The 13,902-nt window shown below is 74.1% G+C and carries 8 protein-coding genes and 1 pseudogene; 5 read left to right on the top strand and 4 right to left on the bottom strand.

The window, feature by feature from the left end; genetic code table 11:
- Positions 1-68 precede the first annotated feature (68 nt).
- The 5 genes and pseudogenes from CR162_RS02880 (at position 69) to CR162_RS02860 (ending at position 8,981) form a co-directional block, all read left to right on the top strand.
- Positions 69-3,482, top strand: a complete 3,414-nt coding sequence (locus CR162_RS02880; RefSeq protein WP_099094034.1) for a transglutaminase family protein — start codon at positions 69-71, stop codon at positions 3,480-3,482.
- A gap of 13 nt (positions 3,483-3,495) precedes the next feature.
- Positions 3,496-6,015, top strand: a complete 2,520-nt coding sequence (locus CR162_RS02875) for a circularly permuted type 2 ATP-grasp protein (protein WP_141563060.1) — start codon at positions 3,496-3,498, stop codon at positions 6,013-6,015.
- A complete protein-coding gene (locus CR162_RS02870) occupies positions 6,012-6,875 on the top strand; it encodes a transglutaminase family protein (protein ID WP_099094032.1) in 864 nt (287 codons plus the stop codon). The genes CR162_RS02875 and CR162_RS02870 overlap by 4 nt, the downstream gene beginning before the upstream one ends.
- Before the next feature lie 211 nt (positions 6,876-7,086).
- A pseudogene (locus tag CR162_RS02865) lies at positions 7,087-8,190 on the top strand (OpgC family protein); the annotation flags it as partial.
- Positions 8,190-8,981: an SGNH/GDSL hydrolase family protein gene (locus CR162_RS02860; RefSeq protein WP_099094030.1), complete on the top strand. Its 792-nt coding sequence runs from the start codon at positions 8,190-8,192 to the stop codon at positions 8,979-8,981. The pseudogene CR162_RS02865 and the gene CR162_RS02860, both read left to right, overlap by 1 nt.
- A gap of 30 nt (positions 8,982-9,011) precedes the next feature.
- Here CR162_RS02860 and CR162_RS02855 read toward each other — a convergent pair whose 3' ends face one another.
- From CR162_RS02855 to CR162_RS02840, 4 genes are all read right to left on the bottom strand, one after another.
- On the bottom strand, positions 9,012-10,220 hold the full coding sequence (locus CR162_RS02855) for a Zn-dependent hydrolase (protein ID WP_099094029.1): 1,209 nt from the start codon (positions 10,218-10,220) through the stop codon (positions 9,012-9,014).
- A 124-nt stretch (positions 10,221-10,344) separates the two neighbouring features.
- Positions 10,345-11,118 (bottom strand): SDR family NAD(P)-dependent oxidoreductase, encoded by a 774-nt coding sequence (locus CR162_RS02850; RefSeq protein WP_099094028.1) that lies wholly within the window; start codon positions 11,116-11,118, stop codon positions 10,345-10,347.
- Positions 11,119-11,120: 2 nt separating this feature from the next.
- The gene (locus tag CR162_RS02845; RefSeq protein ID WP_099094027.1) at positions 11,121-12,086 is read right to left on the bottom strand and encodes a 3-hydroxyacyl-CoA dehydrogenase family protein; all 966 of its coding nucleotides are present in this window, start codon (positions 12,084-12,086) and stop codon (positions 11,121-11,123) included.
- 19 nt (positions 12,087-12,105) lie between these two features.
- The gene (locus tag CR162_RS02840) at positions 12,106-13,779 is read right to left on the bottom strand and encodes a thiamine pyrophosphate-binding protein (RefSeq protein WP_099094026.1); all 1,674 of its coding nucleotides are present in this window, start codon (positions 13,777-13,779) and stop codon (positions 12,106-12,108) included.
- Between the last annotated feature and the right edge of the window lie 123 nt (positions 13,780-13,902).

Below are 13,902 nucleotides of genomic sequence, written 5' to 3'. Positions count from 1 at the left end.
GCTGGCCGTTCCAAGCGGTGGCAAGCGCGGTCTATGCTGCGCCGCAGGAACGATTGCCGGGATCTCGCATGTCCATACATGTCGCGCTGACGCACCGCACCCGCTACGTCTATGACCGCCCCGTCACCCTGGGGCCCCAGACCATCCGGCTGCGGCCCGCGCCCCATGCGCGCACGCCGATCCTGTCCTATGCCCTGCAGGTCTCGCCCAGGCCGCACTTCCTGAACTGGCAGCAGGACCCGCAGGGCAATTTCCTCGCCCGCGTGGTGTTCCTCGAGGCGGTGCGGCACTTCGAGGTGACGGTGGACCTCGTGGCCGACATGGCCACCATCAACCCCTTCGACTTCTTCCTGGAGCCCGAGGCGGAGCAGTGGCCCTTCGCCTACGACCCGGTGCTGGAGCAGGAGCTGGCGCCCTTCCGCCGGACGGAGGCGCCGGGGCCGCTGCTGCGGGCGCTGCTGGACGAGGTGCCGCGCGAGCGCCAGGGCACGGTGGACATGCTGATGCGGCTGAACCAGCTCGTCGGCCAGCGCGTCTCCTATGTGGTGCGCATGGAGCCGGGCGTCTGGACCCCGGAGCAGACGCTGGAGGAGGCCCGCGGCTCCTGCCGCGACAGCGCCTGGCTGCTGGTGCAGATCCTGCGCAACCTGGGCTACGCCGCGCGCTTCGTGTCGGGCTACCTGATCCAGCTCGTCGCCGACCAGAAGCCGCTGGACGGCCCCGAGGGCCCGGCGGCCGACTTCACCGACCTGCACGCCTGGGCCGAGGTCTATCTCCCCGGCGCCGGCTGGGTGGGGCTCGACGCCACCTCCGGCCTGATGGCGGGCGAGGGCCACATCCCGCTGGCGGCGACGCCGGAGCCGCAATCCGCCGCCCCGATCTCCGGGCTGATGAGCAAGGCGGAGGTGACCTTCGACTTCGGCATGGGCGTGCGCCGCATCCGCGAGACGCCGCGCGTCACCAAGCCCTATTCGGAGGCGGCCTGGGCCGCCATCCAGGCGGCGGGCGAGGCGGTGGACGCGCAGCTCGCGGAGGGCGGCGTGCGGCTGACCATGGGCGGCGAGCCCACCTTCGTCAGCGCCACGGACCAGGAGGCGCCGGAATGGAACACCGCCGCGCTCGGCCCCACCAAGCGGCGCCACGCCAACCGGCTGCTGAACCGGCTGCTGCCGCTCTGGGCGCCGGGCGCGGCCGTGCAGCACGCCATGGGCAAGCACTACCCCGGCGAGCAGCTGCCCCGCTGGGCGCTGAACGCCTATTGGCGCGCGGATGGCGAGCCGGTCTGGCTCGACCCCGCCCGCCTCGCCTCCGACGACGACACGGACGACGCCACGGCGCAGGATGCCGGCGCCTTCGCCCGCGCGCTGGCCGCCCGGCTGGGCCTGTCCGGGGACTACGTCCAGCCGGCGCATGAGGACATCCACCACTACCTGTGGAGGGAGAAGCGCCTCCCCGCCAATGTCGTCGCCGAGGATTCGAAGCTGCGGGACCCGCTGGAGCGCGCGCGGCTTGCCAGGGTGTTCGGCCAGGGGCTGGCGGCCGCGGCGGGCCATGTGCTGCCGCTGCGCCGCGCCTCCGGCGGGCAGGGCTGGGAAAGCGGGCTGTGGTTGTTCCGCCAGGACGACCCGATCTTCCTGATCCCCGGCGATTCGCCGATCGGCTTCCGCCTGCCGCTGGAAAGCCTGCCCTGGGCCGATCCCGCCAGCATCCCCGCCGGGTTCGAGCGCGACCCCTTCGCCCCGCGCGGCCCCCTGCCGCCCGCCCGGGCGCTGCACGCCCAGCCTTCCCTGCCCGGCGCGCCGGAACCCGCCGAAGGGGCGCCCGGCCACCCGCTGCGCCACCAGCCCTTTCCCGGCCCCCATCCCGGCCCCGCCCCCACGCCGGAAGGCCCGCTGCCTTCCGCCGCCGCGCTGCGGCGGACGCCGCCCCGGCGGGAAGCGCCGGCGGTCGGGCGGCAGGAGCCGGACCTCGTCCGCACCGCGCTGACCGTCGAGGCGCGGGAAGGCAAGATCCATGTGTTCTACCCGCCGCTCCAGATGGTGGAGGACTGGCTGGAGCTGACCGCCGCCATCGAGGACACCGCCGCCGCGCAGGGGCGGAAGGTGGTGCTGGAAGGCTACGGCCCGCCCTCCGACCCGCGGCTGCTGCACTTCTCCGTCACCCCCGATCCGGGCGTGATCGAGGTGAACATCCATCCCTCCCATTCCTGGGCCGAGCATGTGGAGCGCACCGAGCAGCTCTACGCCCTGGCGCGCGAGGAAGGGCTGGCGGCCGAGAAGTTCATGCTGGACGGGCGGCATGTCGGCACGGGGGGCGGCAACCATGTGGTGATGGGCGGCGCCTCGGTGGAGGAAAGCCCCTTCCTGCGCCGCCCCGACCTGCTGAAGTCGCTGCTCGGCTTCTGGCACAACCATCCGAGCCTCTCCTTCCTGTTCTCCGGCCTGTTCATCGGCCCCACCAGCCAGCACCCGCGCATCGACGAGGCGCGGCAGGACGCGCTGAACGAGCTGGAGATCGCCTTCCAGCAGGTGAGGCCCTTCCAGGAGGTGCCGCCCTGGCTGACCGACCGGCTGTTCCGCAACATCCTGGCGGACATGACCGGCAACACCCACCGCACCGAGTTCTGCATCGACAAGATGTACTCGCCGGACAGCAGCGCCGGCCGGCGCGGCCTGGTGGAGTTCCGCGCCTTCGAGATGCCGCCCAGCCCGCGCATGTCGGCGGCGCAGATGCTGCTGATGCGCGCGGCCGTAGCCGCCTTCTGGCGCACCCCCTATGAGCGGCGGCTGGTGCGCTGGGGCAGCCGCCTGCATGACGACTTCATGCTGCCGCACTACGCGGAGCAGGACTTCGCCGACGCCATCGAGGAGCTCCGCGGCCTCGGCGCGCCGCTGGAGAAGGCGTGGTTCGACCCGCACTTCGCGTTCCGCTTCCCGCTGGTGGGCGAGGTTTCCATGCACGGGGTGGCGCTGGAGCTGCGCCACGCGCTGGAGCCCTGGCACGTGCTGGGCGAGGAAAGCACCGCCTCCGGCACCGCCCGCTATGTGGACAGCAGCACCGAGCGCCTGCAATTGCGCGCCACCGGCTTCGCGCCCGAGCGATTCATCCTGGCGGTGAACGGCCACGCCCTGCCCATGGCCCCCACCGGCCGCGCCGCCGAGTTCGTGGGCGGCGTCCGCTTCAAGGCCTGGTCGCCGCCCTCCGCCCTGCACCCCGCCATCCGCTCCCAGGCGCCGCTCACCTTCGACCTGTGGGACAGCTGGACGGGCCGCTCCCTCGGCGGCTTCAGCCACCACGTGGCGCATCCGGGCGGGCGCAACTACGAGCGCTTCCCCGTCAACGCCAACGAGGCAGAGGCGCGGCGGCGCGCCCGCTTCTTCCCCTTCGGCCACAGCGCCGGCGGCGAGGGGGCGGGCGCGGCGCCGCTGCGGGTGGACGCGCCGGAGCTGCGGCGGACGCTCGACCTGCGGCGCCTCGCGTGATACCGGGAGCGGGGTGAACGCCCCCCTCCCCCACCCTTCCGCGCCCGACGAGATGGTGGACGGCCATGGCCATGTGCGCCCGCATTGGCGGCGGGTGCTGGCCGCGTTCTCCGACCTGCCGCAGGACTATGCCGGCCGCGGCATCGGCGAGGCGGTGCGGCGGCTGGACCGCGCCTTCGAGGATGAGGGGGTCGTCTCGCTGCTGCCCGGCGCCGCGCGGCCCGGCCGCGCCTGGCGCTGCGACCCGGTGCCGCTGCCGCTGCCGGCGCGCGAGTTCGCCGCCCTGGCCGAGGGGCTGGCGCAGCGCGCCCGGCTGCTGGAGCGGCTGCTGCTCGATTTCTACGGCCCGCAATCGCTGCTCGCCGAGGGGCTGGTGCCGCCGGCGCTGGTCTTCGCCAACCCGGCCTTTCTGCGCCCCTGCCGCGCCGCGGACCGCCCCCCCGCCGGCCCGCTGCTGACCACCTACGCCGCCGACCTGCTGCGCGCGGCGGATGGCGGCTGGCGCGTGCTGGCCGACCGCACCAGCCGCGCCGCCGGCATCGGCCACGCGCAGGAGAACCGGCGCATACTGGCGCGGGTGGTGCCCGGGCTGTTCCGCGGCCAGCAGGTGCGCCCGCTGCGCCCCTTCTTCGACCGCTGGCAGGACGCGCTGCAGCGCCTTTCGCCGCGCGGGCCGGGCAATGCCGCCCTTGCCCTGCTGACGCCGGGGGTTCACCACCCGCTCTGGTTCGAGCATGTGCTGCTGGCGGGCGAGCTGTCCTGCGCGCTGGTGGAGCCGGGCGACCTGACGGCGCGCAACGGCGCCCTGTTCCTCAAGACGCTGCGCGGCCTGCAGCCGGTGGACGTGCTGCTGCGCCGGATGGACGGGCGCCAGCTCGACCCGCTGGAGTTCGGCGGCCATGGCGGCGTGCCGGGGCTGATGGACGCGGCGCGCAACGGCGCGGTGCGCATCGTCAACGCCCCCGGCTGCGGCATGGTGGAGGCGCCGGCGCTGGCCGCCCTGCTGCCGGAGCTTTGCCGCCGCCTGCTGGGCGAGGCGCTGCTGCTGCCCTCGGTGGAGACGCACTGGCTCGCCAGCCCCGGCACGCTGGAGATGGTGCTGCGCGCGCCCGGGGAATGGCTGCTGCGCCCCGCCTTCGACGGCGGCGCCCCCGCCCAGCACCCGGCGCTCATGCCGGAGGCGGCGCGGGAGGCGCTGCTGCGCCGCCTGGCCGAGCGCCCGCAGGACTGGGCCGCGACGCGCGACATGCCGCCCTCCGTGGCCCCCTGCGCCGATGGCGAGCGGCTCTCCCCCCGCCCGGTGATCCTGCGCCTGTTCCTGGCGCAGGACGGGGCGGAGTGGCAGGCGATGCCCGGTGGCCTGGCGCGCGTGCCGGGCGGCCCGGGGGAACTGACCGGCCGCCTGCCGCAGGATGGGTTGGCCAAGGATGTGTGGGTGCTGGCCGAGGAGGGCGCCGAGATCCTGGGCCCCGCCGCTCTGCCCCGCCAGCCCCTGCCGATCCGCCGCGCCGCGGGCGAGCTGCCCTCCCGCGTGGCCGACAACATGTTCTGGCTGGGCCGCCATGTGGAGCGGCTGGAAGGCGCGGCGCGGCTGATGCGCGCGGCGCTGGCCCGGCTGGAGCGCGACCCGCTGCTGCCGCGCGAGTTCGCCGAGCTGGCGGCGCTCTCGGCCGCGCTGCGCCATGCCGGGCTGGTGCCGGCCGAGGAAACGCCCGGGGGCGCCGCCAGCGCGGCGTTGCAGGCCGCGCTGTGGCGCTCGCTGCGCGAGGGTGGCGCGGTGGGCCGGCAGATGGCCGAGATCGCCCGCCTCGTGGGGGCGGTGCGGGACCGGCTGACGGGCGACATCCACACCCTCTTCACCCTGCCGCTGCGCGCCGTGCAGGTGCAGGCGGCGGCGCAGCACCGTGGCGCGCAGGGGCTGGAGGAAGCGCTGGCCGGGGTGCTGCGCTATTGCGCCGGCGTGGCGGGCGCCGCGGCCGAGAACATGGTGCGCGCCGGCGGCCATGCCTTCCTCGACCTCGGCCGCCGGGTGGAGCGCGCCCAGAGCATCGCCGCCCAGCTCCGCTTCGCGCTGGACCAGCCGGCCAGCCGCGTCGAGGGCGGGCTGCGCCTGGCGCTGGAGTTGTGCGACAGCGTCATCACCTACCGGAGCCGCTATCTCGGCGTGCTGCAGCCCGCGCCGGCGCTGGACCTGGTGCTGGCCGACCCCGGCAACCCGCGCGGGCTCGCCTTCCAGCTTCGCGCCATAGGCCGGCTGCTGGCGGATATCGGCGGCGGCCCGGAGCAGGACCTGCTGCCGCAGGCCGAGGCGCTGCTGGCCGCCGTGGAGGAGATGCCGCTGGCCGTGCAGGCGGCGCACGACCCGGCGCTGGCCGCGGTGCAGCTCGCCCCGCGCCTGGCCGCGCTGGAGGGCGAGGTCGCCGCACTGTCGGACCATGTCAGCCGCCGCTACTTCGCGCTGCTGCCGCCCGCGCAGTCGCTGGGCCAGGAGATGGCCAAGGAGCCCTCGGTGCTGTTCTGGGGGGCCGCGTGACGCTCTGGCGCATCCGCCACGCCACGACCTACCGCTATGCCGAGCCGGTGGACATGGCCAGCCACATGCTGCACCTCTCGCCCCGCCCGCTGCCGCACCAGCGGGTGCGCTGGGAGAAGATGGCCTGCGCGCCGGAGCCGGCCCGCGTTTCCTCCTCGGTGGACCATTTCGGCAACCGCGTCACCTGGCTGTTCCTCGACCGCCCGCATGCCCGCTTCGAGGTGGTGGCGGAGGCGGAGATCGAGGTGGCCTTCCCCGCCCCGCCGCCCGCCGACCAGACGCCGCCCTGGGAGCAGGTGGCGGCCGAGGCGGCACGCGACGCGGCGGTGGCGGAGTTCACCTTCCCCTCCCCCCTGCTGCCCGAGCATGCCGGCGCGCGGGACTACGCGGCGCAGTCCTTCACGCCGGGGCGGCCGGTGCTGGCGGCGCTGCTGGAGCTGAACGGCCGCATCCGCCGCGACTTCACCTTCCGCGCCGGCGTCACCGGCATCGCGACGCCCGTCGGGCAGGTGCTGGCGCAGCGCATGGGGGTCTGCCAGGACTTCACCCACCTCATGCTCTGCGGGCTGCGCGGGCTCGGCCTGCCGGCGCGCTACGTGTCCGGCTACATCCGCACCCTGCCGCCGCCGGGGGGCGTGGTGCATCTCGGCGCCGATCAGTCCCATGCCTGGGTGGGCGCCTGGCTCGGCGCCCAGGCGGGCTGGGTGGACCTCGACCCCACCAACGACCTGGTGGTGCGGGACGAGCATGTGGTGCTGGGCTGGGGCCGGGACTTCCAGGACATCTCGCCGCTGCGCGGGATCATCCTGGGCGGCGGGCGGCACAGCCTGAACGTGGCGGTGGACCTCATCCCCGCCTGAGCGGAACCGGCGGGCTGATGGGCCGGAACGGGCGGGCGCCACACCGGCTCTTGAGCGCGGCACTCCTGCAACCGCGCCGCTCCGCTTCCGTTCTTTCCGGCCAAGGGCACCCGCTCCATCGCACCCGCTCCATCGCGCCCGATCCACCCCGCCCAGCCCGCAGGGGCCGAGCCCCGCCGAGACCTTCCCCTCCCCCGGGCGGGACACGGCGCTCGATGCCTGGCGCGGCGTGGCGCTGATCACGATCTTCATCAACCACGTCTCCGGCAACGTGCTGGAGCAGGTGACGCACAAGAACTTCGGCTTCTCCGACGCGGCCGACCTGTTCGTGATGTTCGCGGGCTATGCCGCCGCGGCGGCCTATTTCAGCCGCTACGAGATCGGCCAGCGGCTCGCCGTCTCGCTCAAGGTGGCGAGCCGGGCGGTGAAGCTCTACACGACGCATCTGGCGCTGGTGGTGCTGGGTGGCGCGGTGTTCGCCCTCGGCGTCATCCGCACGGGCGATTTCGGGCTGTTCTCGGTGATCGCGCTGGAGCCGCTGATGATGGACCCGGCGGAGGCGCTGGTCTCGGCCGTCACCCTCAGCTACCAGCCGGGCTTCCTGAACATCCTGCCGCTCTACTTCGTGCTGATCGGCATGCTGCCGCTGCTGCTTCACCTGGCCTCGCGCAGCCTGTCCGTGGCCGTGGCGCTGTCGGCCGCGCTCTACACGGCGGCGGGGCTGACCGGCACCAACCTGCCCGCTTACCCGATGCCGGGCGGCTGGTTCTTCAACCCGCTCTCCTGGCAGTTCCTGTTCGTCATCGGCTTTGCGCTCGGCGCGCGGCGCAACCGGCGGGGCGCCGCCATGCCCTGCCATCGCGGCGCCTGGTACGCCGCGCTGGCCTATCTGCTGCTGGCGCTGGTGGTGATGCGCGGCCCCGGCCTGCCGCCGGCCGGCTGGATCCCCTTCCTGCCCGACCTGCTCACGGTGCCGGAGAAGCAGTTCCTGTCGGTGCCGCGCCTGCTGCACGTCCTGGCGCTGTGCTATGTGGTGGCGCATTCCCCGCTGCAGGGCTGGGCGCGCGGCCTGCCCCGGCACCATCCGCTGTCGATGATGGGGCGGCACTCGCTGCCGGTGTTCTGCACGGGCCTTGTGGTCAGCATCACCGGCGTGGCGCTGAAGCAGACGGGCTTTGGCGGCCCCGTCTTCGACATCGCCTATGTCACCGCCGGCATCGCCACCCAGATGCTGGTGGCGTCCATGCTGAGCCTGGCCGAGAAGCGGCGCGGCGCCGGCCCTTCCACCCTGCCGGCCGCGGCGCAGCCCTCCTGATGCGGGGCGGGCGGAGGCTCCCCGCGCTGCTCGGCGCCGCGCTGCTGGCGGGCCTCGCGGCCCATCTCCCGCCCTCCCCGGCCCGGGGCCAGGCGCCGCCTCCCGTCAGCACCGACAACGTCCCCGCCGCCTGCACCGTGCCGGACGCGCTGCGCGACCTCGCCGGGCCGATGCCGCGCATGGCATCGCTGCTGAAGGAGAAGAGGCCGGTGCGCATCCTGGCCATCGGCTCCTCCACCACGGCGGGGGCCGGCGCCTCGGCGCCCGGCCGGGCCTATCCCCCCCGGCTGAAGGCGGCGCTGGAGCGGCTGCTGCCCGGCATTGGCGTCGTGGTCCGCAATGACGGCGTGGGCGGCGAGATCGCCTCCACCACCCTTGCCCGCATGCGCGCCTCGGTCGAGGAGTGGAAGCCCGACGTGGTGCTGTGGCAGCTCGGCACCAATGACGCGCTGCGCGGCATCACGCCGCAGGCCTTCGCGCAGGTGCTGCGCGAGGGGGTGGCGCTGGTGCGCGAGCGGCGGCTCGACCTGGTGCTGATCGACCCGCAGTTCTTCCCCCGCATCCCCGACGCCGCACTCTACGAGGATGTGGTGGGAAGCATCGCGGCGGTGGCGGAGGAGAAGGGGCTGCCGCTGATGCGGCGCTACGCCATCATGCGCTTCTGGCAGGCCCTGCCCCAGCCGGTGCCGATGCTCTCGCCCGATGGGCTGCACATGAACGACCTTGGCTACCACTGCATGGCCGAGGTGCTGGCGGGCGGCATCGCCCGCCGCGTCTCCGGCACGGAGTGAGCCGGCCCGCGCCCTTCTCCCCGCGCGGCCTCAGTTGGAGCCGGCCAGGAAGCGCGCGGCGCCCTCCACCAGCACCTCGATGCCGAGCGCCAGGTCCTCCTCCTTGGTGTCCTCCGCCCAGTGGTGGCTGACGCCGCCGATGGAGGGAACGAACAGCATGGCCGCCGGCATCACCTTGGCCAGGTACTGCGCGTCATGCCCGGCGCCGCTCGGCATCACCTGCCAGGCGCCGGGGGCCAGCGCCTCGGCGGCGGCGGACAGGGCGCGCATCATGCCCTCGTCGCACAGCGCGGGCGTCGCCTTGGCCACGCTGATCAGCGTCGTCTCGCAGCGCTCGCGGCGGTTGCTTTCCTGCACCAGCCGGCGCAGCCCCGCCTCCATCTCCCGCAGCCTGTCCATCGACACGTCGCGGAACTGGAACAAAACGTCGGCGCGGCCGGGGATGATGCTGGGCGCGCCGGGCTCCAGCGCGATGCGGCCGGTGGTCCAGGTGCTGCGCTCGCCGCAGAAGCGGGGGAACTCGGCGTCGATGGCGGCGAGCAGGCGCACGGCGGTGAGCCCGGCGTCGCGCCGCTCGGCCATGGTGGTGCCGCCCGCATGGTCCTGCTGCCCCTCGACCAGCAGCCGCCACTGCCAGATGGCGACGATGCCGCTGACCACGCCGATGCGCAGCCCGGTCCGCTCCAGCTGCGTGCCCTGCTCGATATGCATCTCGAAGAAGCCGCGGTAGCGCGCGGGGTCGATCCGCATGCGCGGCAGGCCCTCCAGCCCGGCCGCCTTCAGCGCGTCGCGCAGCGGCGTGCCGTCGGTGCGGTTGCGGCTGCGGTCGATCTCCTCGTCGGACAGCTCGCCGATGATGGAGCGGCTGCCGAGGAAGCCGCCCTCGAAATGCCCTTCCTCGTCGGCGAAGGCGCAGACATCGACGGGCAGGCCGGCGCGGGCCAGGGCGAGGCCCGCCACCACGCCGAGCGCGCCGTCCAGCCAGCCGGCCTCGTTCTGGCTCTCGATGTGGCTGCCCACCAGGAGGTGCGGCCCCGCGCCCTTGTGCCGGCCGAACACGTTGCCGATGCCGTCGATGGAGGCTTCCAGCCCCACCTCCTCCATCCGCTGCATCAGCCAGCGGCGGCTTTCCATGTCCTGCGGCGAATAGGTCGGGCGGTGCACGCCGGTCTTGAAGGCGCCGATGCGGCGCAGCTCGTGCAGGTCCTGGAGGAAGCGGGCGGAGTCGGCCTTGGCCATGTCTGTGCATCCGGTGCTGTTGGCGGGGATGCTGCTATGCAAGGCCTGTGCCGGCAAGCCCGCGCGCTCCCGCCCCGCGAGGAGGCGCGGCCCTCGGCAAGGGCCGCGCCTCCCGGCCGCCGGATCAGCGGGATTCCAGCGTCAGCCCGCCATCGACCACCACGGTCTGCCCCGTCACCATGCCGGCGCCGACGAGCAGGAAGGTGATGACCTCCGCGAGGTCCTCGGGCTGGCAGCGGCGCTTGAGCAGCGCCTTGCTGGCCGAGGCGGCGCGGCGCTCCTCGGTCCATTCCACCATCCAGGAGGAATCGACGGCGCCCGGCGCCACCGCGTTCACCCGCACCTCGGGCGAGAGGCCGCGCGCCAGGTTCTTGGTGAGGCTGATGACGCCGGCCTTGGTGGCGCCATAGGCCATCGAGCTGCCAGGGCTGTCCATGCCGGCGATGGAGGCCACGTTCACCACCGCGCCGCGCGCCGCCTTCAGCGCCGGCGCCGCCGCCTTGGCGCAGCGGAACACGCCGAGCAGGTTCACCTGCAGCACAGTCTGCCACAGCTCCTCGGTCAGCCGCTCCAGCGCCGTGGGCGGGATCAGACTGCTGGTGCCGGGGGTGCCGGCATTGTTCACGAGGTAGTCGAGGCGGCCGCCGAGATCGGCCACCGCCTGCTCCACCATGCGCGGGCCGTCGGCGGCGTCGCCCACATTGCCGGGGGCGGAGATGACGTCGTGGCCGGCGGCGCGCAGTTCGGCCACCACCTGGGCGCCGCGCGGGTCGTCGGCCAGGTGGTTGATGGCGACGCGGCAGCCGCCGCCCGCCAGGCGCTTCACCGTGGCGAGGCCGATGCCGGAGGCGCCCCCGGTCACCAGCGCCGTCTTGCCGGAGAGTTCGTAGCGGATCATCTCTATGCCTTCTGCGGGGTTTGGGCGTGGCCGGCCATCGGGCCGATCTCGCGGAATGCGCGCTTCAGCGCCAGCAGCCGGCGGTCACGCTCGGCCAGCAGGGTGGCGGGGTCCTCGCCGCCCCAGTCATACAGGCCACGGCCCGCCATCACGCCGGTGCGGCCCTCGGCGAGCGCCCGGTCCAGCGTGTCGCTGTGGCCGCGCGGCTTCGGCGGCTCGTACATCCGGTTGGCCAGCGCCTGGGCGGAAAGCGGCAGGCCGGTCAGGTCGCTCTTGGCCATCTGCCCCAGCAGCAGCATCCGCAGGCCGAGGCCGTGGATGATCGCCTCGTCGATCTCCTGCGGCGTGGCGTAGCCCTCGTCCATCAGCCGGTAGCATTCCAGGCTGAGCGCCGATTGCAGCCGGTTGGCGATGTAGCCGGGCAGGAAGCGGCGCATCACCAGCGGCACCTTGCCCATGGCGGCGAGCATGGCGCGCACCTCCTCCAGCAGCGCCTCCGGGCATTCCGGGCTGCCGACGAGATCGACCAGATCGACGAGATAGGGCGGCGTGTACCAGTGCATGATGATGGCGCGTGGCAGGCGCGCGGGCGGCATCAGCGGGAACACGTCGAGATAGGAGGTGTTGCTGGCCAGGATGGCGTCGGGGCGCATCAGCCCGTCCAGCTCGGCGTAGAGGGCGCGCTTCGGCTCGGGCTTCTCGATGATGGCCTCGATCACCATCCCCGCCTCGGCCACCGCCCCGGCCAGGGTGGGATGCAGCGTGACGCGCTCGCGCAGCGCCGCGGCGGAAAGGCCGCCCGCCTCGCCCGCGCCTTCCAGCGTGCCGCGGGCCTTCTCCATCAGCCCGGGCGCGCGGGCCAGCGCCTCGGCGCTGTTGTCCGTCAGCGTGACGCGGTGGCCGCCGATGGCGAAGACCAGCGCCAGGGCGTGGCCCATCAGCCCGGCGCCGATGATGGCGATGTTCATGCGGTTCAACCCTTCCGGTTCACGCTTCGGGGGTCCAGGGCTCGGGCGCGCGGTGGTCGATGCCGGTCATCACCTCCACCACCACCGTCTCGTCCGACGCCATGGCCTCGCGCAGCGCCGGGCCGATCTGGTCCGGCCGCTCGACGCGGATGCCGCGCAGGCCGAAGCCGGCGGCGAGGGCGCAGAAATCGGTGTGCTCGCCGAAGCGCAGCAGCGTGCCCGCCACCTCCGGCCGGTTGCCGGCGGCGCGCACCAGGTTGGGCCAGCCCTGGCCGAAGCCCTTGTTGTTGTTCACCACCAGCGTCACCGCGATGCCCCGGCGCTTGGCCGTTTCCAGCTCGGTGAGGTGGTAGTAGAGCGCGCCGTCGCCGCTGTAGCAGACGACCTTGCGCGCGCCGGCCGCGCATTTCGCGCCGAGCGCCGCCGGAAAGGCCCAGCCCAGCGAGCCGGCGGCGCGCAGGTATTGCTGCCCCGCGCCGTTGAACTCCACCAGCGTGCCCGTCCAGATGCCCGAATAGCCGGTATCGGCCACCAGGATGCCGTCCTCCGGCAGGGCGCCAGAGATCTCGGCGCAGAGCCGGGCCGGGTCGATCGGCGCCTCGTCGCTGGCCAGGCGCGCCGCCATGGATTGCCGCCACTCAGCCACCAGCCCGGCGGCGTGGTCGAGGAAGGCGCTGTCCCGCTCCGGCGTGCCAAGCGCCTCCAGCAGCGCCTCCAGCGTCGCGCGCGGGTCGCCGCAGACGGAGATCTCGGCCGGGCAGCGGTCCAGCTCCAGCGCGTCGGCGTCGATCTGCACGACGGGCGTGCCGGGCGCGGGCACGCGCCAGGCATGCGTCACCTGGTCGCCGCCATCGCAGCCGATCATCAGCACCAGCCCGGCGCCATGCACCACCCGGTTGGCCGGCGGCGCCGAGTAGCTGCCGACGACGCCGACATGCAGCCTGTGGCGCGTCGGCACCAGCCCGCGCGCGCCGAGGCTGGTGGCGATGGGCGCGCGCAGCCGTGCCGCCAGTTCCAGCAGCTCCGCGCCGCAGCCCGAAAGCGCGGCGCCGTCGCCGGCCACGATGGCGATGCGCGGCTCCTCCAGCAGGCGGCGGGCGAGGCGCGCCACGTCGCCGGCATCGCCCGCCGGGCGGTGGCGCGGGGCGGTCCAGGCGGACAGGTCGGCGGGTTCCGTGGCGCCGGTGTCGCCCTGCTCGACGATCTCGGCCATCAGCCCGTTCAGGTCGAGATGCATGGGGCGGGGCGGGGCGGCGACGGCGGCGGACCAGCCCTGGCGGAACAGGCGCGGCAGGTCGGAGGCCGCCTCCACCGCCATGCCCGCCTTGGTGACGGGCGCGAAGAGCGGCGCGTGCGCCACCTCCTGGTAGGCGTTGCGGTGCTGGGCGTGGTGCGGCTTGCGGCCGGTCAGCGCCAGCATCGGCACGCGGCCCAGCCAGGCATCCTGCAGCGCGGCGGCGAGGTTGGCCGCGCCCACCGACTGCGCCGCGACGATGCCGGGGCGGCCGGCCACGCGCGCATAGCCATCGGCCATGTAGGCGGCGCCCTTCTCGGAATGCGCCAGCACCGGCACCACCCCCTGCGCCTCCAGCGCCATCAGCGTCGGCCGCAGCACGGCGTCGATGAAGAAGACATGGCTCTGCCCGGAGCGCGCGATGCTCCGCGCCAGCCACTCCCACCCCTTCAGGCTCATGGGTCCCGCTTTCTTCCCGTTTCCTCGTGCCCGGCAGCCTGCCCCCGGGGGGCGGCGGGGGCAAGCCCCCGGCGCCGCCTTTCCCCGTGCCGGTTCCTGCCCTGCGCAGCCGGCGCTTGCCTT

The organism is Teichococcus rhizosphaerae (assembly GCF_002631185.1).
Taxonomy (GTDB): Bacteria; Pseudomonadota; Alphaproteobacteria; order Acetobacterales; family Acetobacteraceae; genus Pseudoroseomonas; species Pseudoroseomonas rhizosphaerae.
Note: the sequence above shows the minus strand (reverse complement) of the source record. Positions and strands in the feature narration are given on the sequence as shown.

Coding starts and splice junctions, on each gene's coding strand:
- CR162_RS02840 (WP_099094026.1), bottom strand. CDS start 13,779: ATGAGCCTGAAGGGGTGGGAGTGGCTGGCGCGGAGCATCGCGCGCTCC.
- CR162_RS02850 (WP_099094028.1), bottom strand. CDS start 11,118: ATGATCCGCTACGAACTCTCCGGCAAGACGGCGCTGGTGACCGGGGGC.
- CR162_RS02845 (WP_099094027.1), bottom strand. CDS start 12,086: ATGAACATCGCCATCATCGGCGCCGGGCTGATGGGCCACGCCCTGGCG.
- CR162_RS02880 (WP_099094034.1), top strand. CDS start 69: ATGTCCATACATGTCGCGCTGACGCACCGCACCCGCTACGTCTATGAC.
- CR162_RS02855 (WP_099094029.1), bottom strand. CDS start 10,220: ATGGCCAAGGCCGACTCCGCCCGCTTCCTCCAGGACCTGCACGAGCTG.
- CR162_RS02860 (WP_099094030.1), top strand. CDS start 8,190: ATGCGGGGCGGGCGGAGGCTCCCCGCGCTGCTCGGCGCCGCGCTGCTG.